Source organism: Pseudomonas fluorescens (genome assembly GCF_000968015.1).
Classification (GTDB): Bacteria; Pseudomonadota; Gammaproteobacteria; order Pseudomonadales; family Pseudomonadaceae; genus Aquipseudomonas; species Aquipseudomonas fluorescens_W.
The window spans coordinates 98,082-117,337 of sequence record NZ_LACH01000039.1; the positions used below are offsets into that span (position 1 = coordinate 98,082).

Below are 19,256 nucleotides of genomic sequence, written 5' to 3' on the forward strand. Positions count from 1 at the left end.
AATGCCGCACTGCACAAGCACAGCAGATACTCCTAGCGGCTTTATTAATTCAGGGGGCAAAATGAAAAAAATAATAACGGTTAATTACACCCACGCACGATCCATCGAGCTACGGTCGAAACGAGAAATCAGTTTGACTATTGTGGAGGGTGAATCGTCTATTGAAGACCTGATGCTTGGCGAATACGTATTGATCGTAAATGACCGTGGGATTCCTCACTGGGTCGCACAAATCAGCCGTTTCGTCATCACATCTGGCGATTATCCAAAGACCATAACTGCCTCGTTAGGTCGTATCGCTTCTCTATCGGAAGGCTGGCTTGAGGTCTCGAAAATCATTCGAGACAAATGGCTTCAGCACGCTAAGATTGAACTGCTGGACGTTGAGGCGCTGTTCCAGGTTGGAAATCTCCTTACGTCAAACGTAGAGAAGCCATTCGAGTCATTGACGGCCAAGGACGCTGCTACTCGGTTGGCATGGACGTATGGAGTTGAAACTAGCCAGGTCAAAATCTCGATCGAGTTCTAACCTGATTTCCTCATTGCCCCAGTTATTTGAAGCAACGCAACGCATCGCATCCATGCGTCGTATCTCAGTCACGGTTAACTACGAACGCTGCAAAGCCACTTCTGAGCAACCGCAAGCCAGCAATATGGACACCGAGGATGATTTGTGACATGTCGCCGTCATGACCATTCGCGGCTTTTTTTGCATCGAATTGGCCCGCAGGATTGAGGAAGTGAAGGCAGGTGTCGCCGCGGGCTTGGGCCCCCGGCGCATAAGAAAGACGCGGCCATCTCGGAGCTCAGTACCTAGGTTAACGCTTAAGCTGTCGATACATCTCCTGGGCGGTGCGAGAGTCAGCTTTCCTCTGCTGGCTTTTCAGCGGCTGGACGCTCCAGAACATGAATGAGGTACTCCAACATCTTCTGTATTGACTCGGGAGTCTCATTGATTTCGTCGAGTCGACCTGAAAGCTCTGCTGCAGCGGTCTTGGCTAGGGTAATCCAGCCTTGGCACAGGCGAGTCCACGTGTCGCAGCGTTTAATAAAGTTGAGAAGAAATTCCTTGGGATTAGGTAGTGTTCTGCCACCGTTGATCTTAGCTCGAGTCAGCCGCCAGTAATCGTGAGCAATCAGGTTCCGATCAATCACGAATCGCATCAATTCATCACCATCAAACTGAAACTGAGCCCCGTAGGTCTGAGCAATAGCCCCCAAAGTCTGTTTAGTTTTTGTGCCATCGCCCCGTAGAAACTCTTCAGCTGTCAGGTCTTTGAATCTACGATCGTGCGCCTTCAGATGTGATGCCATGCCATACAAAGCGAATTCAAACTTTTGTGCGCCCAGCATCGCCAGGCCCAGCAGTATCATCTCGTCAGAGAATTCTTCCAGTCCATCAGGTTGCAGGTTTTGGCCATCGCCGATTGACATAGCTTGCTCCTTGAGTTCGTCATGGTTGATCCCAGGAATGGGAAAAAAGCTTTGCACTATAGGATGCATACCCGTACAGGCGACGCCTTGAAATCTCATAACGCAACGCGCGTTAGCATCGCATGCTGGCGAGCGATGTGAAGGAAAACAACATCGGTCGCTAAGATTGGTATTATCATCTAAAACGATTCTACTTGCGGTCCAAATTGCACGATGATTGCTATCAAGCAGTCGGCGAACGCTCTCCAGGGCAGTGCCGATATCTTCGTCAAACTGTCATTGTCACTTGAGAACGGAGAACACCATGAAAGCAGCTACCCATCCGAACTATCGTCCAGTGCTGTTCCACGACACCGCTGCGGATGCATTTTTTCTCATCAGCTCTACCGCACACACCAGCAGCACGCAAAAGCACAGCGATGGCAACACCTACCCCTATGTCGCGTTGGATGTGTCGAGTGCTTCGCATCCCGTGTATACGCATCAGCAACGCAAAGCGACCAACGAGGGGCGAATTGCTGGCTTCAACAAACGCTTCGCAGGCTTTAGCGCACGCTAGGGCCCTTATGGATGACTTTCATCAACCGCCAATCAGCAATCTCTAGCAGCCCTTTGATTCAAGGGGCTGTTTTTTTTGACCGTCGACAGCGCTTGAGGCCAATAGCGGATTCCACGCTGGGATCCTGCTGGGATGTTCAGTTGTGCAGGATCCTTGAAACCAATTTTAAAGACATTGAAGCAGCCAATCGCCTGGCTCAAGGTCGTTGATGGCGCTGATACAAAGTGAGCCGCCAGAGTCGCCCGACTTTCGGTTGATTCCGTTAGCCGAAAACACACTTAGCGGTGGTTGTTCTTCACCATGCAGCAGGAATGTTCAATGCTCATTTGGCATTGATGAAAAGCCCTAAAGGGCCTGGGCTAGCGTCTCACTATTTATTCGACGAATAGCGCATTCCAACATCTGCTTCAGCGTACCCAGCATGATGTTATAGGGATCAGCCACCTGCTCCAGTTCATGTCGCTGCCAATCATAGAACATTCGCAACCATCTCCTTTCAAAATCCCCATTAAAATCCGTCCTGCTGAAACGAACAGGGCCTAACGAATTTCTGAGGGAGTCAGTTTCAAGCTTCAAAAGATGTTTCTTGTAGTCCATCCGTAACGCATTGGTCTTGGCGAATAGCTCGCCACTGTCATGTTTCACGAACGGTATCCGATGGACATTTGTGATCTGATCTCCGAAGGTAATCGAGTAGGACAATATTTCACCGGTGACTCCGTTCACTTGCAAACACACGATCATGGCATAGCTCGCATATTCGCCGGGTAAATGGACACGAAATGCCGGGCGCCAGTACCACGCAAACACATACTTCATTATGTTGGCCTCCAGCAGCGAGGAATGTCGGCAAGCAGTGAAATGTTAAGACTTATACTTTCGTAATGACGAAGCTCGTCGCCGAGCAACGTCAACAGGTTAAAATGCTCCTCCATTAGTTCCCAGATAACCCATGCTCGAGCTGGCGTAAAATAACCTTCTGAGTTGGTCGAGTTCCCCTCTTCTTCTGTGATCCACCCCAAAAGCAGTCCACACAGATAAAGCGCGCTTACTCTTGCAATAGACGATGCGCGATAAATCTCTTGGTAAAAATTGAGATAGAAAGCATCACGGCGATAGACGTTAGGTCCGCCCCAATCTGAAAACACAACTTTAGGAAAAGCATAGTGCAAGCAAGGCATCATGACCGCTCGCATTAGAGACAGTATGAATCCTTCAATCTGAGCTCGCTCCACATGATCTGTTGCCTTTTCACGAAGAGCATCAATGCGACGTTGCACATCGAAAGCGAATGCGTTTCGAAGCGGCCAAGCGTTACAAATACGCTCATGGTGCTCTTTGGCATGCAACGAATCCCAGTACCAAGTAAATGCACGCGCTGGGTGATCAAGTGTCAAGGCAAACGAAACAGGAGCGTCCAGAAGAGGAACGGCATGCACGCTACACATGGGTTGCGCAAGATGCCGCCAGTCTGACTTCCATGCAGGCAATCCCGTCGCTTGCATGCTCTGCGCAAGGCATTGGTAACAGAAGGCTCGTCGATACCGCAAAGGCGTGTAGGGACGCTCAAAAAAAGGAAACTGACATTCGAACCATTGGCGAGGAATGTCTAGGGTTTGGACGCAGTTGTCTACCCAATCGTTGGATGCCACCCCGTCGGGGTCAACGAATCTGATCCCGGATGAATCAGGGGCGTCACTTTGTACAATTCCGCGAGCATCCGAAACATACTTTGGATGATCGAAAATGGGCCCATTGATTTGTAGATTAATCCGATAACTCCAGGACGACAGGCATTCTCCAACAACGGGCTTGCTGATCCCCAACTGTTCCAGACGTCGCAAACCTTGGAGCAGGATCGCTGCTTCACCATCTTGCATCGATTCACCCGAACAAGACACGCTGCACCTCCCATTTCAGATCTTCCGTTGCCCTCGCCCCTGACATCGCAGTTGGCAGTTGATCGTGAAGAAGCTCTGTGCAATAGAGCACTTCGAGCAATGACATAGCTCGGTCAATTTCAAGCTCGTCCGCCGTTGTCGCAAATTGATCCCGGTCCTGCACTCGAATATTCAAACCGTATCGAGAGTTGGACCAGTGACAAAACTGAGCCTTCAGATCAGACCAGTTTTGACCCGTCAGCGCGCCACTTAGTGAAATATCTGATGTTTGAACCGTTTTGATTTTGCAGAATTCGTTTTGTAATGGAACGCGGCGTGTTGAAAATATCACCTGCATCCCTGCGGCACTCATAGCGAATTTGAGCATGTCGTCAATTATATTTCCCACTGAATCCCTTTCGTTAATGATGATTTCTGCGTCATCAATCACAATTGTCCTGCGGTTGGTCAGTTTTACGAATTCAACCAGACTCTTCGGAACCTGTTTAAGCCATCCAAACTCGCTGGTAGGGAAAACCATCTGTTGAACTCGATCTACCAGACTCACACGGCTTAAGAATATGTCGTGCCGAACAACAATCACCGTCGTTGAATGATTGGCGACAAACGCGTCCAACAAGCTGGTGATGCCTGCGCCGGCCGGTCCTCGCACCATGACGACAGCGCTTGCTGTTGATTTAGAGATGGAATCAAGCGCGTCATGCGCTTGGTTCCATGAGTCCCAGCGAAACTGGAAGCCATGACGGCCTTCCAGTACGCTGCGAGCGATATCGCGACGTGCATCCAGATTCACGCTGCGCCAGCCTCGTCTGCGGCTTCAGGATCAGAGATCGAAAGCGCGTAGTTGAAATTGGCCATGATCTCTTCGATGTTGTCGAGATGGCGATGATTGATGTGTTCCGAGCCATCCAGGATGCTGGCCATAGCGGAGGCCTGGATAATCTTGACGACATTGTCCATGAGGCCATCACCCTTTTCCATGATCTTCAAAAACAGCACTTGATCTTTGAAATTCGTCGGTTTCTTCAACGGCAAATGATGGATATAAGTCGCCACAAAACTGCGAAACTCGGGGCCGTTGTCCCAGCCGGACAGCGACACCACCGGATAACGCCGCTCCAATTGAAGATCGCGGCGAAGCACCTTTGCAGCATCCGGAATCCCAAAGGCAAAAACTGATAAGCCGTAGGTCGAGCCCGAAAGATTTTTCAGAAGCGACAAGTTGATTCGCTGCTGGACTTCAGTCAGTGTCAGCGCATCATGGACTTCGTCGATCACAATACCTCTGATGTTCTCAGTACGAATTTTGTACTGCATCTCAGGGGTGATGTTGTCGCCTTGTCGGGCCCTTCGCCCGACGCCAAGCCCCATCTCACTCAGGATGAGATCGCGAAGCGAGTACCCATTTGGGCTTTGGTGCATGGTGACGAATATCATCTTGTTTTCGGAAGTTTGATTATCCATTTTCATTTTATCGATCAGCGCCGATTTGCCTCCTCCTGGAGGCGCAATGATCAACATACTTGGCGCATTAATCTTGTTCCTTGTTTTCATTGCCATCTGCACCCTCAAGAGGATCTTTTGTGCATTCGGATGATGGACCCAAAAATCATTGGCACACGCCAAAAGCCTATCTTCATTAGACTTGTCGAAGTGTTGTAATGCCGAAATGTGGACGTGCGGGTACTTTGACATAAAAATGCCTCATGTTTTAACGTTAAGAATCTGTTCAGATGAACAGGGTTTGCAATCCATGCAAACATATATACAAATGCGTGATGTACCGCGTGTATCGAATGCTAATTAGATTCATGCAACAGATCGAATGAGAGGATGCCGCCCCATCGCTTGATGGATGAAAGGCGAATAATGCGACTAACGGGTGTTACTGTCATAGATGACCACTGGAGCATCATCGAAATCAACAATGGTTTCGGATTGAAACAATTTACTAATGTTGTACACGTTGGACGCCTCTTTTTTCTGGCCTTTCGGGTTTGATTTTGTCGTTGTGGTCGCTCCTGGTTTCAAGGACGTATTGATGTCTTTGTGAATGGGAGCTTTTTTATGAGTAGACGCTTGTTCTTTGTAGTCCTCCTTACCCTTTTCCGCTTTCCTTTTGCGTTTCTCCTGAGTGGTTAATTTCACCTCGGCCTTTTTAACCTTGTGCGCTTCACTGAATGACTGCGCCCCTGCCTTGCCCATCGTGCCGTCTCGAGCCCCTTTTTGTTGGCGTTGCCAACGGTACGTTTCAAAATCAGCGCTTTTATTAAAGTTGTTCCTCTTACACGGAATTTTCTTCCAAGTACCATCCAGGTTTACAAAAATAAAACTGAGATCGTACGGATCGTACTTAACCAGCACTTTTTCTCGGACTCTATTCTTGATCGCTGAATCGAAGTAAAACCTGCGAAACAGCTCAATGCCCTCAGGAACGATCTGCTTATCATGGATCTCGGGATAAAACCGGTACTTGAAGTCTTCGTGCTGCGCCGCATCGAGCATCTTAGGTCCCGGGTATTTCGCGTAATGCTCGTTCCATGCCTCCTCGGGTGATTTGCCCAGGGCAGAATGCTTGGAGTCGTGATAGGCATGGAAGTGATAGCAAAGGATTTCCCGCAGGCCTGTCAACGTAATGCCTGCACGCTTCGCGCTTCTCAGATGCTTGCGCTGGACAGTGTTCGATCCCGTACTGCCAGGTAGCCCGTGAACCGTGTTGAGCATCAACTTGCCAATCAGACTTTCAATGTGACCCCCTTGGTGCTTTTGGGGGATGTCCCTGTGCTGTACATCGATACCAAAATCCTTGGCGTTCAGCACAAAGACATCGGAGATGAACTCCTTTGCGTTGTCGGTGTGAATCACCTCGGGTAAGCCATGCATCGGCAGCAAATACCCAGGGAGTCCAAGTTTCGCGAGAAACGGGTCCTTGGGCAAAACGCAGCTTTCCATCAGCATGGCCACCGAGACGGCACTTGGCGGCAGGAACGACAGGTAAAACCCCAGAACCACACGGGTGTGTAGATCCACAGCGAGGCTGATCCAAGGTCGCCCGATGATGACGTTACGATCGTTTTCATCCACGACGAGTAGATCAACGACGGTATGGTCGAACTGCACCCATTCCAGAGGCCTTGTAGTGACCTTGTACCCTGCCCTTGCCTCATACTTTTGCTTGGTCTGGTCACTGGAGTGTGTCATGGCGTGAAGCAACCGCTCGCCTTTGGAATTAATCCAACGTTTGACCGTGTGATAGCTGGGTCGCAGCATCCTTCTGTTGTCTGCTTGTGCCTGACACGCTTTCCAAACGACTGAGATCTTCTTCGAATCCGGATAGTGCTCAAGAAACATCTCTTCGATGAGCTTTAGCACCTCTGAATTTGTCACCATGAGACCGTCTTTGCGTCCCGGGCTATCCGTTACGATTGTCCGGTAGCTGGTAGCGCCTTCCATGCGTTTAACCAGCTCGTAAAACACTGTTTTCTGTAAACCAAGCATGCTCATTGCTTTGTCGGCTTTCAGATGACCATCTTTGTAGTCCCTTAAAATGGCATACCGTGTTGCGGCCAACTTGTGTCGCCCTACTTCGCTAGCGGTACTCTTTGAGCTCAATGCAGTCTTGGCTCGTGAGATGCATTCCTTGGTTACTTTTTTCATTGATCATTGCCCATACAGAATGAAGTCCTTCTGGCGCAGTGCGTTTATTGCGCACACTGACGCCGCGATGATGGCCTTCGATCTATTGCATTAGTTTTTTAAAGAGCGGTAGTTACAGGCTTCGATTGCGTCGAAGCAAAATCAGTTAATCTCATCTGAACGAAGTTCGCAACTGGCCGGCCAAGAGCACTAAGAGCCGGAGAAATAAATAGTAAATTTGATTTGAAATTAGATTAATTTTAAATGGAAAGCCGTCTAGATCGCGGCCTCTAGAAATTCGAGAACACTATATTTTTAATTTTATTCACGCTTCAATTTTTGGCTTAATCGCTTACGATTGCAACTTCCGATTTGTCCAATCGAAGCATTCAATGCAAACTTGACTTGAAACAATCAATATTTTCGATCAAAAAACTTGAAATTTCATTTTGAAATCGAACTTGCCGAGCAAGATGCTTGGATAATATATATTGATGGTTGCAATGGTTATAATGAGTCGAATTATAGTTATATTGATGCGCATCTGATGAAGTTATCCATCCTCATCTCAGACACCCTCTCTGGCTTGCCACCGAACTGAGGCTGTTTACCTGCTGAAAGCTTGATTTGGAGTCAAAGAGCAGGCGACGGCTTTGCCGCCGAAAAGACGATGTTTCCTAGCCCACTCTTCGCTCAGTACGGCTGCACGTTCAACTCACTCTGCATGAATCCAGTAGGACGAGTTAGGCTGTCGTTGCTCCCTCGTTTCAAGGAAGCCCGCCTTCGTTTTTTTGCGATGAGGGTGGATGACCTCACCGAAGGGACTGATGGATTGCTTCGACCCCACCGGGAGGATGCACCGGGTCGTCTTGGGTATTTACCATCACGAGAATATCGATCCGGACTGGTTTGCCCGTCGGATCGCGTATTAGCCTTTCGTGCAGGCCTTCAGCCGCTCACCAGCCGATCCTGCCAGGTTGAATCATGTCTGCCAGCTGTACTGTAGTGCGGCTCTTTCTTTCATTAGCGCTCGGTACATTGCCGCGAGGTACAGGCAGTAGTTACCACCATGCCGAGGGCCTTAATGTTCACCGCCAGGATCATCTGGCTATCCTCGCGATCTAGCCAGTTGGCCGAGGGTGGAGCGCTTATCCATCCTGCAGTAAAGGGTTTATTGGCCCTTAGCTTAGCCAATGAACCCTCTGAATTAATCAGCGGACATTCCCGAAAACACGAAAATTAATCTACGGACATTCCCGTAACATTTGCTTTCTTCAGCGGAAATTCCCGGAAAAAGTCCGCTGATTGATCACAACAAATATGTTTAATCAACAAAATCATACACTTAGGAATGTCCGGTCATTTCGCGATTGGAGCACCTACGGCGCATCGAAGGACTCTATAAATCTCAGAAACTACCTGCATTGTTGCGTCTTCGATCGTTCCTTCATTACGGCATAAAACCCAGCCGTGATCTGCAATCGCTTGCTCGAACGCCTTGGTACAAGCGACATGTTCTTCCAGCTTATGGATCACAGTACTGCCCAGCCCACGCTGTCGTGCCGATGCCCTCGCCCATGAAATATCAGGCGCGGTGACAACCCCGACATGCAGGTCTGGCACTCGCACGTTTCGATCAATGTTCAACTGTAGTATCTCTGCAAACGGGACTATCCGGCGAAACGCGGCATCAGACGGATACCAGCGATCGATCAGGATGATGCTGTCTGGTGGCTGTTTAGCCAGCACGTGCCGGGAAATCCAGGTCCGGCTATCAGCAAAGCGTTCACAAATCCGCATCTCCAAATCCCGCGTGGGATTTCTGACGAGTTTGTTCACGAGGGTCATTGTTTCACCCCTGTAGGGATCGCTTTTTCTCTCGCAAAGTCGGATCACCTTTTTGTTGTCCGCCCTCAGTACTTTCGTAATAGCCTCCAACAGTGTGGTTTTGCCGGCTCCCTTGGGCCCATCTAGAGAAACAAACAGCGAACGATTCATTCTTCACATAACGGTTGATATACGGTTTTTTTTGCCCTGTTCATTCGCTGGAGCCGCTGGGCGCGACTACGCAAATCGAGTGGAGGGTCCTTATGAACAGACATTGATGAACACTCTAACCCGGTTTTTGGCTAACGGGTCCCAAAATCCAGGGTTACAGCCGCTTATGAACATCGGTACTTGATAGCTCTGCGTCTACTCAGTTTTTAGTGCGCCTTTGAACTATGATTTTCTCAGGCCTACCCGGAGGCAACAGCTCGCCCCCAGGCACGTTCGTCTAACACCCTGAAATGGAGAAGCCAACGTGAGCACCTTGAAACTTCACCCCGCACTGGACAACGGTATCCAACCCGCCGCCGCGAATTTCACAGGCGGCACCCTGCAATGCCTGTGTGCGACCGACAAGGTCGAGGTCAAGATCGACGCACAAACCCTTCATAACCACGCGTGCGGCTGCAGCAAATGCTGGAAACCGCAACACGCGACATTCGCCGTGATTGCCGTAGTACCTCGGGATAAGGTCAGCGTCATTGCCCACGGCGAAAAACTGGAAATTGTCGACGAAACCGCCACCATCCAGCGGCACGCCTGCAAGCAATGCCACGCCCATCTCTTCGGGCGCATCGAGAACAAGAACCATGCATTTTATGGTCTGGACTTCGTCCACACAGAACTTTCTCCCCAGAGCGGATGGGCTGCGCCGGGCTTCGCGGCGTTCGTGTCCTCGATCATCGAAACCGGCACACCGCCAGCGCAAATGAAGGCCATTCGTGAGCGCCTGCGCGAGATCGGCCTGGAGCCCTACGACTGCCTGTCCCCGGACTTGATGGACGCACTGGCGACTCATGTCGCCAAACAGAAAGGCTTGCTCCCCGCCGCCTGATCGATCGGCCGCCGCGGTGTCTTCGTCGGACCGCGGCGGCGCCATTTCTAACGGTGGTACATGGAGTGTTGCTTCACTGTTATGGATGACTCAAAGATCCCCTTCTTCCAGTCACCAGCCTAACCAATATAGGCGGAGGGCTTATCAATAAATGAAGGCGGAGGGAAAGTTCATTTATTACTTCGAAATAAACACTTATTTCGTCATGACAATATACAGGCGTCAGTTCAGTGACTATCATAACCCTCACGCTAGAAAGCCAGGCCGTAAACGCATAGTTCACGACCGTTATAATGATTGAATAATTCATTCAAGCTGACGAATGGATATGAAATAAATAATTTCGTTAAAAAACAATGAGTTGTCGGTGTAAAAATAACCTGTCTAAAACTTTTGAAAATCATCAAAACCTAAAAAAGACCGACCGCAACCACAAAAGTTTCAAACTTTAATTATTAAAATAAATTGCACGTATAACGCTTTAAAACATTTACCATCAATGCTAATAATCCGGCCGGTTCCGGGTTCTTAGGCGATGTGCCACCTCGTATGAAGTGAACATTAGACTCACGCTGATTACCCCGGTCTTACTAAATTCAAATAACGATGACGTGTTCAGGTATCAATAAAACCTGGGCCGTTGTTGTGCTGCGCACTAAAACTGCGCAAGGAAGACATCATCGCTCGCCATCATTCAAGGATTAAAATCCTTTCGATCTTCGGTACCCGTCCAGAAGCCATCAAGATGGCGCCTTTGGTCAAAGCCCTCGCTGCGGAACCTGGCATTCATTCGCAGATATGCATCACTGGCCAACATCAAAGCATGCTTAAACAGGTGCTGGATCTGTTCGACCTCAAGGCCGATTACACCCTTGATGTGATGACGCCGCACCAATCGCTCAACTCGTTGACCGCAGCGCTTTACGGGGCGATTGACCCCGTGCTGGAAATGACCCGCCCGGACCGGGTGCTGGTACACGGCGACACCACGTCAGCCATGGTTGCCTCGATGGCTGCGTTCCATCGACGCATCCCGGTCGGTCATGTCGAAGCCGGGCTGCGAACCGGCGATATCTACAGCCCGTGGCCAGAAGAAATGAACCGCCGCTGCATCGACCTCAGTGCAGACATGCTGTTTGCGCCGACCCAAGAATCGCGCCAAAACCTGCTCGGCGAACGCCTTCAAGGTCGCACCTTCGTGACCGGCAACACGGTGATTGACGCTTTGCAGATGACGGCGCGGCGCATTGAGCAAGACGCTGACCTGCGGGCAAGCCTGGACCAACAGTTCTCGTTCTTGCAAACCGGCCGCAAGGTTCTGCTGGTGACCGGGCATCGCCGGGAAAACTTTGGCGAAGGCTTCCTGGATATCTGCAAGGCCTTGAGCCATCTGGCGCGGCGCACAGATATCCAGATCGTCTATCCGGTGCACTTGAATCCCAATGTCATGGGCCCGGTCACCGAGCAGCTGGGCGATCTGCCCAACGTGCACCTGATCAAGCCGCTGGACTACCTGGCCTTCGTGCGCCTGATGCAACGTGCGCATGTGATCCTCACCGACTCTGGTGGCGTGCAGGAAGAAGCGCCGTCGCTGGGCAAACCGGTGCTGGTGATGCGCGATGTGACTGAACGCCCCGAAGCTGTCGCAGCGGGCACCGTGCGTCTGGTCGGCACCTCGCCGGACTCGATCATCGCTGGCGTCAACGCACTGTTCGATGACGACCTGCTGTGGCGCCGATGCTCCCAAACTGCCAACCCTTACGGCGATGGCAAGGCCAGTGCGCGCATCGTCGATGCCCTGATGGGCCGTCCGGTCGATGATTTCGTCGTGACGGGGGGGCGATTGCCCAAGTTCCAGCACTACCTGTCAGGGCTACCTGTACCCGAAAAAAGTCTCCCGGCTTTCACCTCTCTATAAACCAAACCGCTCCTCCCCTTATCAGCTCGAGATCTACCTGAATGAAGTCTTCCGTTGCCATCCATACGGGCACGCTTAGCGCCCTTGCCTGTGGTGTGAGCCTGCTCGCGCTCATGCCGACTTTTGCTCTGGCCGCGGACAGCCCGCTCACCCAGGCGATCAACCGACTCAACGCCGACACGCGACAAGAGCGTGAGATCCGCTTGAGCGATCTGGGGATCGATGCACCGATCATCCTCGGCTCCACCGACGCCCGGCGCGAGCTGTATCTTCCCGTGCCGGCGGGCGTGCCGCTGACGGATGCGACGCTGAATTTCGACGCCAGCTACCTCAATGGTGAAGGTGGACGCAACACCTTGCTGCTGTCGCTCGACGGCTATCCGGTGAGCGCTCAGGGACTCAGCGAACCAAAGGGTGACGCCAGCGCCACGCTGGGCGTGGACAAGAAAGCGCGGGACAGCGGCTCGCTGCGCCTGGGCATTGCCTGGTCGTCGATCGTGTCCCGTGTGTTGTGCGAAGACGAACGCGCCATCGGCAACGTCTTGCGAATCGAACCGGACACCCGCCTCACTTACAGCTACGACGCCAGCCAGTTGCAGGACGTCGGCGCTGCCTGGACGGCGCTGCCTGGCAAACCGGGAATCATGGTCGCGCCGGGCACCTTGTCCGCCGACAGCTACGATGCGGCCTGGCGTCTTGGTGTGGCACTGGAGCGGATTGGCAAACACAGCCAGATCCTGCCCTTCCCTGCCGTACAAGACAGCGTTGACCTGAACGGCCTGCGCATCCCGGCCGAACTGCAAGGCATTCCAGCGTTCGCCAGCCTCAACGGCAAAGGTCCGCACGTTCTCGCCAACCCGGCGGAAATCGGCGCATTGCTGATGTTGGGGCAGACAGCGAACGTCCAGGCGGATCTGGCCATCAACGACCCGCAACTGCTTAAAGCCGTCAACGAATCGCTGGACGCGCTGTTGAGCCAGATTCAAGGCCTCGATGCCACAGCCGCCAGCGCCTTCGCACAATGGCGTGAGCGGCATATCAATGCAGGTCTGGCCGCCACCGGTACTGACAACGTGCGCCTGGCATTGCTGGGCACCCGCCCGGTGCTGATGATCGCGCCGCAAGCAACCGGTAAGGCGCTGGCCCTGTTCAGCACGGCCTGGAACGCACTGGCACGCAGCCGCCAATTGACGATCAGCGAAGCACAAATGCCATTGAGCGCCGACGGTCGTGTGGCCTTGTCGCGCCTGGGCGGTAACCCCGGCGCCATCGACGTGCTGGCCAAGTCCGACTGGAGCACTTCGTTCCCTCTGGGCAGCGTGGCCTACGACGGGCGCCTGCCAGTGAAAGCGGTAGTCGATGTGTCTGCCGCACCCGGCGCATCGGACACCGCGCCGGTGGCCTCGCTGTTTCTCAACGATTACCTGATTGGCGCGCAACAGCTCGTGGCCAACGGTGAACAGCAACGCATCGAAGCTCGTATCCCGCGTTACGCCCTGGGTTCGAAGAACGTTTTGCGCGTGTCGTTCCAACGTCAGCCGGTCAGCGATCGTTGCCTGGAAACGCCACAGGCGTTCCCGGTCTCGGTGCTGCCGACCAGCCACATCGTGCTGGATAAAACTGCCCTGGGTGATGACTTCTCCGGCATGGCCGCGCGCTTTGCCATGGACACGCAAATCCTCGTGCCACAGGCCTACCTCGAGCATCCGGCGAGCAGTTTGCCGCAGGTGATTTCGGTGGCTGACGGCGCCGGTGTTTCGCCGCTGCGGGCGCAACTGAAGGTCAGTGCCGACCCGAAAGCCTCGGTCACACCGGACAAAGCCTTCCTCGCCTTCGAGCTGCCGATCAAGGACAGCAAAGAATCGGTGCAGGTTGATGAACAGGGTCGCCTGCGCATCAATCACAAGGATCAGATGTTGCTGGACGTGCATCCCCTCAACCACCTGGCCTCGTTGCAAGTGGTGGATGCCAGCGGCCAGCACGGTCTGGTCTATCGCACCTTGGGCAATGACGCCCCACGTTTCGCCAAGCAGATTCTGCTGACCCGCGGCGACGTGGCCATCCTCGGTGACAACGGTGCACTGACCACCTTCGACACCCAGGACCCAAGCGGCAGCCAATTGATCGACAACGAAGCACCCAAGGGCCTCGACGCCTGGCGCAAGCCGTCGCTGTTGTGGCTGATTCCGGGTGGCATCCTGTTGGTCCTCATCCTGTTGCTGGCCGGCCGTAACGCCCGTCGCAATCGCCAGTAACGGAACCTTTCGATGACGTCGCTTTATTGGCCCTATTGGCTGGCCCACTACTACAGCTTCCTGGAAATCTCGACCATCGTGATCGCGGTGCTGATCCTGATCTCCAGCCTGGACGATTTGTTCATTGACCTGTGGTACTGGTCTCGCCGCCTGTTTCGCAAGTTCACCGTGGATCGCAAATACCGGCCGCTGACCGCCGAGCAACTGATGGCCAGGGATGAGCAGCCGTTGGCGATCATGGTCCCGGCCTGGCTGGAATATGACGTCATCGCACCGATGATCGAGAACATGGTGTCGACCCTGGATTACCAGAACTATGTCGTCTTCGTCGGCACCTACATCAATGACCAGCGCACCATCGATGAAGTGGAACGCATGCGTCGGCGCTATAAGCAGCTGCATCGCGTGGAAGTCCCGCACGCCGGGCCGACCTGCAAGGCCGACTGCCTGAACTGGGTGATCCAGGCGATCTTCCTGCACGAGAAAACCCACGGCATGACCTTCGCCGGTGTCGTATTGCACGACAGCGAAGACGTTCTGCACCCGATGGAATTGCGCCTGTTCAACTACTTGCTGCCGCGCAAGGACATGATCCAGTTGCCCGTGGTTTCGCTGGAGCGCAACTGGTACGAATGGGTGGCCGGCACCTACATGGACGAATTCGCCGAATGGCATGGCAAGGATTTGGTGGTGCGTGAAAGCATGACCGACACCGTGCCGTCTGCCGGCGTCGGCACGTGCTTCTCGCACCGTGCGTTGCGCGTGCTGGCCGGGGAAACCGAGAACCAGCCGTTCAACACGGACAGCCTCACCGAGGACTACGACGTAGGCGCACGCCTGGCCAAGGTCGGCATGAACGCGATCTTCGTGTGCTTCCCGGTGCAGTTTCGCGTGTTGCGCAAATCCTGGTTCCGCAAGCCTTACGAATCGACCTTGAAGATGCCGTTGTGCGTGCGCGAATTCTTTCCCGATACCTTCCGTACCGCATTCCGCCAGAAAGCTCGCTGGACGCTGGGCATCGGCCTGCAAGGCTGGGAGCAAATGGGCTGGAGCGGTTCTCTGGCCAACCGTTATCTGCTGTTTCGCGACCGCAAGGGCGTGGTGACGGCGTTTGTCAGCATCATTGCCTATGTGATTCTGGCGCAGCTGTTGGGCCTGATCGTCCTTCGCCAGAGTGGCCTGTGGGATGTGAGTTTCCCGACGCCGTTTGAAACCAACGGCTTCATCAAATACCTGCTGCTGGCCAACGGTATCGCGCTGGCCTGGCGTATCGCGCACCGCTGCTATTTCACCACCGTGCTGTACGGCTGGCAGCATGGTTTGCTGTCACTTCCGCGCATGGTAGTGGGCAACTTTGTCAACTTCATGGCCGCATCACGCGCCTGGCGCATGTTCATCGTCGGCAAGGTCATGAACCGCAAACTGGTGTGGGATAAGACCATGCACGACTTCCCGTCCACCGACCTGGTTGCCTTCGCACCACGCAAGCTGGGCAGTGTGTTGCTGTCCTGGCAGGCGATCAACGAAACCGACCTGCAAAGCGCCCTCGACGAACAGAAAACCCGACACATGCCCTTGGGGCGGATCTTGCTCAGCAATGGCTGGCTGGACGACGAGACACTGGCGGAAGCCATCGCCTTCCAGAACGATCTGCCGCGGGTGTTCGATGTGGTCAACAAGGCGCAGGCGTCGACCCTTACCCTGGACGATGAATTTGCTCTGCGCTGGCGCGTGGTGCCGATTGGCTTGAATGCCGACGGCCGAGCACAACTTGCCGTGGCCAGCCCGTTGCCGGCCGATGGTCTGCAACAGGTCAGCGAGGTACTGGGCAGTGAACCGGTGCAGCTGATTGCCCGGGAAAGCGAAATCGTCGCGCAGTTGCGTCAATTGAACGTGCGCGATGGCCAAGCCGTACCGGATGCCCGTGCGCCACTGTTGGGTGATTTGCTGATCGAAATGGGCCTGCTGAATCGCGACGAGTTCAACCGCGCCATGTTGCAGTACCGCCCGCAGCGTCACGGACGCATCGGCGACTATCTGGTCGACAGCAGCGTGCTGCCCCGCTCCACCATCGAAAAGGCCGTGGCGCGTCAGCACAGCCACTACCCTGCGGAGCTTCCGGCATGAACCGCCCCTTCCTCACGCTCATGGCCACGGGGCTAAGCCTGTTGCCCGGGCTGGCTCATGCCGAGACGTTGCCGCTGCCGTTGACCGGCCCGGCCTATGTCACCGCCAACGAGGCCTACAGCGCCTACGAGCGCAAAGATTATGACCTGGCCATCGCCAAGGCCCGCGAAGCCTTGCGTCAGCGGGCTGACATCACCCGCTTGAACACCTTGATTGTGCTGGCTCAGCGCGACAAGGAACTGCGTGATCATCCCAAACGCTACCCGCAGTCGCGTCAGGCCCCAGGCTTCGGCGCCGCGGCCCAGGCGTTCAAGGCCTACGATCGCGATGACTTTGGCACGGCTGCCCAGGCGTCACGCAAAGCCATCGCTCAGGCACCCAAACGCATGGATTATCGATTGCTGCTGATCGAGTCCTTGCAGCGCCAACAGCACTTGCAGGAAGCGGATCAAGCCACCACCCAGGCGCTTGCCGTGTTCCCGGACGACGATACCTTGCTGATGCGTCGCGAAGCGATTCGTCGTCAATTGGCCGCCCCGCTGGCGGTTGAGGGTTATCGTGCCCTGGAGCACGGCAATGTGCCTCTGGCCGTGGACCAGGCCAAAAAGGCCGTGGCGTGGGCTCCAGAAATCGGCGCCAATCAGCAACTGCTGATCAGTGCCCTCCTCGCTGCCAAGGATTACCCAGCTGCTGAACAGGCCGCGTCAGGCGCACTGGCTCAGGACGACGGTGAAATCGCACCGTGGATTCTGCGCAGCTACGCCCGCGATCGTCAGGGCAAAACTCAAGCAGCCCAGGCTGACCTGAATCACGCCCTGGCCATCGATGGCCTGCTGGAAGCGGAAAGCCGTGACCTTCGTTTCTTCGCCGCCGACGCCGCACTGGCCCATGACGAGCCTCAACAAGCGCTCGATCATCTGCAGCCATTGGCCGACGATGAAGCCGGCGAAGTGGCCCGTCGACGTACCGCCGCGCGAATGGCGTTGCGGCAGAAAAACAATGGCCTGAACGCTGTTGCACACTTCCCTGCCCCGGCACTGAACTGTCAGGAAACGGCCTTCGGCCTGGTCTGTGATATCTGGCCGGGCAACCAGCGCGACGGCGGAACCGACATGGCCGGCCAAGCCTACGCGGCCCTGTCCCGCAAAGATCCTGCGACGGCGGTTGCCCTGGCGAACGAAGCCATTGCCCGAGCGCCACAGAATCCGGCGTACCGCCGACTGCTGGTCAGCGCCCTGACTGATCAGAAACGTGTGCCCGAAGCCATCGCGGCAGCCAGCGACGGTCTAAAAGTCACCGGCGATGACGCGCGGCTGCTGGCCCAACGTGGTCGTCTGCGCCAGCAATCGGGCGACGATGCCGGCGCTCGCAAGGACTTCACCCAGGCCTTGGCGCTCGGCAGCCTGCCCGCCTACGAGGAAGCCAGTCTGTATGCCGCCATCGGTCAGCGCCGAACCGCGCGCGAACGGCTGCAACAAGCGCGGGACACGGGTGAACTTGAATCGATGAGCGAACTGCAAATCGCCTATCTGTCAGTCCAGGCCGGCGACGATGACAGCGCCCACGCCTCGTTCCGCAAGGCCGATGCCGACACCCGCCTCACGCCGACAGCCACGCAGGATGCGGCCTATAACGCCATGCGGGTCAATGACGACGAGCAAGCTGTCACCTATTTCAAGCGAGTCATCGACGCGAAAAATGCCGGTGAACTCGACATGTCCGAGCAGCAGCTGTTCGACACCCGCCGCGCCGTGGCCGATGTTTCGCGCACGTGGGGCTTGACCAACACCACCAGTTATCGCGGCAACAGCACCAGCAGCGGCCTGAGCTCAGCGCCGAGCGGCGGCAGTAGCAGCAATGACAATGTGCAAAACAGCACCGAGCTTTCCTGGCGTCCCTTGGGCTACCGCAACGCACGGTTTGTCGAACTCTACGGACGGGTCACCGACACCTTGTGGAGCAAGAACAGCGAGTCGGATACCGGTTTCGACGCCTTGCAAGGCGCCGTGGGTGTGCGAGTCAAACCGTTCACCTCGCTGAACGTGATGGCCGCCGTCGAGCGCACCTTCCCATTGGGTTCGTCGGACGTTGACGGTGACTGGTTGCTGCGCCTGGGCTACGGCTCCAGCATCGGCACCGATCTGCGAGTCGATGCTTCCAGCTGGTGGACCTCGCAGTTGTTCGCTGAAGCCGGTCATTACGTCAACGACTCGCGTGACTACTTCAACAGCGAATGGCAGGTGGGCCGCAGCTACGCCATCGGCGGCGCGGGCTCGCGCTGGGTGACGTTCCCTCATGTGGTGGCCGCGTTCGACTACGACTCGAAGATGAACAGCGAAACCGCTGCCGACGGCAGCACGGAATCATCATCGGGCAAGGCAGGCGGCGTTGGTATCGGTAACAACGTCCGGTACTGGTTTCGCGAAGACGCGTACAACGCGCCCCGCTCCTATGTGGATTTTTCCCTGCAATACCGCGTGAAGGTGCTGGGCGAAGACAACGCTGAAGGCGTGTTCGCTCGCCTGACCTATTCCTATTGAGGACT

At 54.6% G+C, this 19,256-nt stretch carries 14 protein-coding genes; 7 read left to right on the plus strand and 7 right to left on the minus strand.

The window, feature by feature from the left end:
• The first annotated feature begins 61 nt into the window (after window positions 1-61).
• Window positions 62-529 (plus strand): hypothetical protein, encoded by a 468-nt coding sequence (locus VD17_RS18230; protein WP_046054986.1) that lies wholly within the window; start codon window positions 62-64, stop codon window positions 527-529.
• A gap of 332 nt (window positions 530-861) precedes the next feature.
• Here VD17_RS18230 and VD17_RS18235 read toward each other — a convergent pair whose 3' ends face one another.
• On the minus strand, window positions 862-1,434 hold the full coding sequence (locus VD17_RS18235; protein ID WP_052962714.1) for a hypothetical protein: 573 nt from the start codon (window positions 1,432-1,434) through the stop codon (window positions 862-864).
• 304 nt (window positions 1,435-1,738) lie between these two features.
• On the opposite strand from VD17_RS18235, the gene VD17_RS18240 reads away from it, so the two are divergent.
• A complete protein-coding gene (locus VD17_RS18240) occupies window positions 1,739-1,993 on the plus strand; it encodes a type B 50S ribosomal protein L31 (RefSeq protein WP_046054987.1) in 255 nt (84 codons plus the stop codon).
• Window positions 1,994-2,338: 345 nt separating this feature from the next.
• Here VD17_RS18240 and VD17_RS18245 read toward each other — a convergent pair whose 3' ends face one another.
• The 6 genes from VD17_RS18245 to VD17_RS18270 all read right to left on the minus strand — a co-directional run bounded on the left by VD17_RS18245 (window position 2,339) and on the right by VD17_RS18270 (window position 9,528).
• Window positions 2,339-2,812, minus strand: a complete 474-nt coding sequence (locus tag VD17_RS18245; protein WP_046054988.1) for a hypothetical protein — start codon at window positions 2,810-2,812, stop codon at window positions 2,339-2,341.
• Entirely contained in the window at window positions 2,812-3,873 is a 1,062-nt protein-coding gene (locus VD17_RS32255; RefSeq protein ID WP_185753182.1) for a hypothetical protein, read from the minus strand. The genes VD17_RS18245 and VD17_RS32255 overlap by 1 nt, the downstream gene beginning before the upstream one ends.
• A gap of 4 nt (window positions 3,874-3,877) precedes the next feature.
• Entirely contained in the window at window positions 3,878-4,687 is an 810-nt protein-coding gene (locus VD17_RS18255; RefSeq protein WP_046054990.1) for a hypothetical protein, read from the minus strand.
• A complete protein-coding gene (locus tag VD17_RS18260; RefSeq protein ID WP_259674574.1) occupies window positions 4,684-5,589 on the minus strand; it encodes a TniB family NTP-binding protein in 906 nt (301 codons plus the stop codon). The genes VD17_RS18255 and VD17_RS18260 overlap by 4 nt, the downstream gene beginning before the upstream one ends.
• A gap of 180 nt (window positions 5,590-5,769) precedes the next feature.
• Window positions 5,770-7,551 carry a Mu transposase C-terminal domain-containing protein gene (locus VD17_RS31260; RefSeq protein ID WP_052962715.1) on the minus strand — a complete coding sequence of 594 codons (1,782 nt, stop codon included), beginning with the start codon at window positions 7,549-7,551 and terminating at the stop codon, window positions 5,770-5,772.
• A gap of 1,338 nt (window positions 7,552-8,889) precedes the next feature.
• Complete coding sequence (locus VD17_RS18270) at window positions 8,890-9,528, minus strand: dTMP kinase (RefSeq protein WP_046054991.1); 639 nt, start codon at window positions 9,526-9,528, stop codon at window positions 8,890-8,892.
• A 304-nt stretch (window positions 9,529-9,832) separates the two neighbouring features.
• On the opposite strand from VD17_RS18270, the gene gfa reads away from it, so the two are divergent.
• The 5 genes from gfa (at window position 9,833) to VD17_RS18295 (ending at window position 19,251) form a co-directional block, all read left to right on the plus strand.
• Window positions 9,833-10,411, plus strand: coding sequence for an S-(hydroxymethyl)glutathione synthase (gene gfa, locus VD17_RS18275; protein ID WP_046054992.1), 579 nt, complete (start codon window positions 9,833-9,835; stop codon window positions 10,409-10,411).
• A gap of 679 nt (window positions 10,412-11,090) precedes the next feature.
• Window positions 11,091-12,329 (plus strand): non-hydrolyzing UDP-N-acetylglucosamine 2-epimerase, encoded by a 1,239-nt coding sequence (gene wecB / locus VD17_RS18280; protein ID WP_080932032.1) that lies wholly within the window; start codon window positions 11,091-11,093, stop codon window positions 12,327-12,329.
• Between the two features lie 41 nt (window positions 12,330-12,370).
• Window positions 12,371-14,584 (plus strand): membrane protein, encoded by a 2,214-nt coding sequence (locus tag VD17_RS18285; protein WP_046054994.1) that lies wholly within the window; start codon window positions 12,371-12,373, stop codon window positions 14,582-14,584.
• A gap of 12 nt (window positions 14,585-14,596) precedes the next feature.
• Entirely contained in the window at window positions 14,597-16,711 is a 2,115-nt protein-coding gene (locus tag VD17_RS18290) for a glycosyl transferase family protein (RefSeq protein WP_046054995.1), read from the plus strand.
• Window positions 16,708-19,251: a bacteriophage N4 adsorption protein A gene (locus VD17_RS18295; RefSeq protein WP_046054996.1), complete on the plus strand. Its 2,544-nt coding sequence runs from the start codon at window positions 16,708-16,710 to the stop codon at window positions 19,249-19,251. Before VD17_RS18290 ends, VD17_RS18295 begins: the two co-directional genes overlap by 4 nt.
• Window positions 19,252-19,256 lie beyond the last annotated feature (5 nt).

What these genes read in the sequence shown, in the direction of transcription:
- VD17_RS31260 (WP_052962715.1), bottom strand. Translation starts at nt 7,551, where the DNA reads ATGAAAAAAGTAACCAAGGAATGCATCTCACGAGCCAAGACTGCATTG.
- VD17_RS18245 (WP_046054988.1), bottom strand. Translation starts at nt 2,812, where the DNA reads ATGAAGTATGTGTTTGCGTGGTACTGGCGCCCGGCATTTCGTGTCCAT.
- VD17_RS18290 (WP_046054995.1), top strand. Translation starts at nt 14,597, where the DNA reads ATGACGTCGCTTTATTGGCCCTATTGGCTGGCCCACTACTACAGCTTC.
- VD17_RS18230 (WP_046054986.1), top strand. Translation starts at nt 62, where the DNA reads ATGAAAAAAATAATAACGGTTAATTACACCCACGCACGATCCATCGAG.
- VD17_RS18260 (WP_259674574.1), bottom strand. Translation starts at nt 5,589, where the DNA reads ATGTCAAAGTACCCGCACGTCCACATTTCGGCATTACAACACTTCGAC.
- VD17_RS32255 (WP_185753182.1), bottom strand. Translation starts at nt 3,873, where the DNA reads ATGCAAGATGGTGAAGCAGCGATCCTGCTCCAAGGTTTGCGACGTCTG.
- VD17_RS18240 (WP_046054987.1), top strand. Translation starts at nt 1,739, where the DNA reads ATGAAAGCAGCTACCCATCCGAACTATCGTCCAGTGCTGTTCCACGAC.
- VD17_RS18285 (WP_046054994.1), top strand. Translation starts at nt 12,371, where the DNA reads ATGAAGTCTTCCGTTGCCATCCATACGGGCACGCTTAGCGCCCTTGCC.
- VD17_RS18270 (WP_046054991.1), bottom strand. Translation starts at nt 9,528, where the DNA reads ATGAATCGTTCGCTGTTTGTTTCTCTAGATGGGCCCAAGGGAGCCGGC.
- VD17_RS18235 (WP_052962714.1), bottom strand. Translation starts at nt 1,434, where the DNA reads ATGTCAATCGGCGATGGCCAAAACCTGCAACCTGATGGACTGGAAGAA.
- VD17_RS18295 (WP_046054996.1), top strand. Translation starts at nt 16,708, where the DNA reads ATGAACCGCCCCTTCCTCACGCTCATGGCCACGGGGCTAAGCCTGTTG.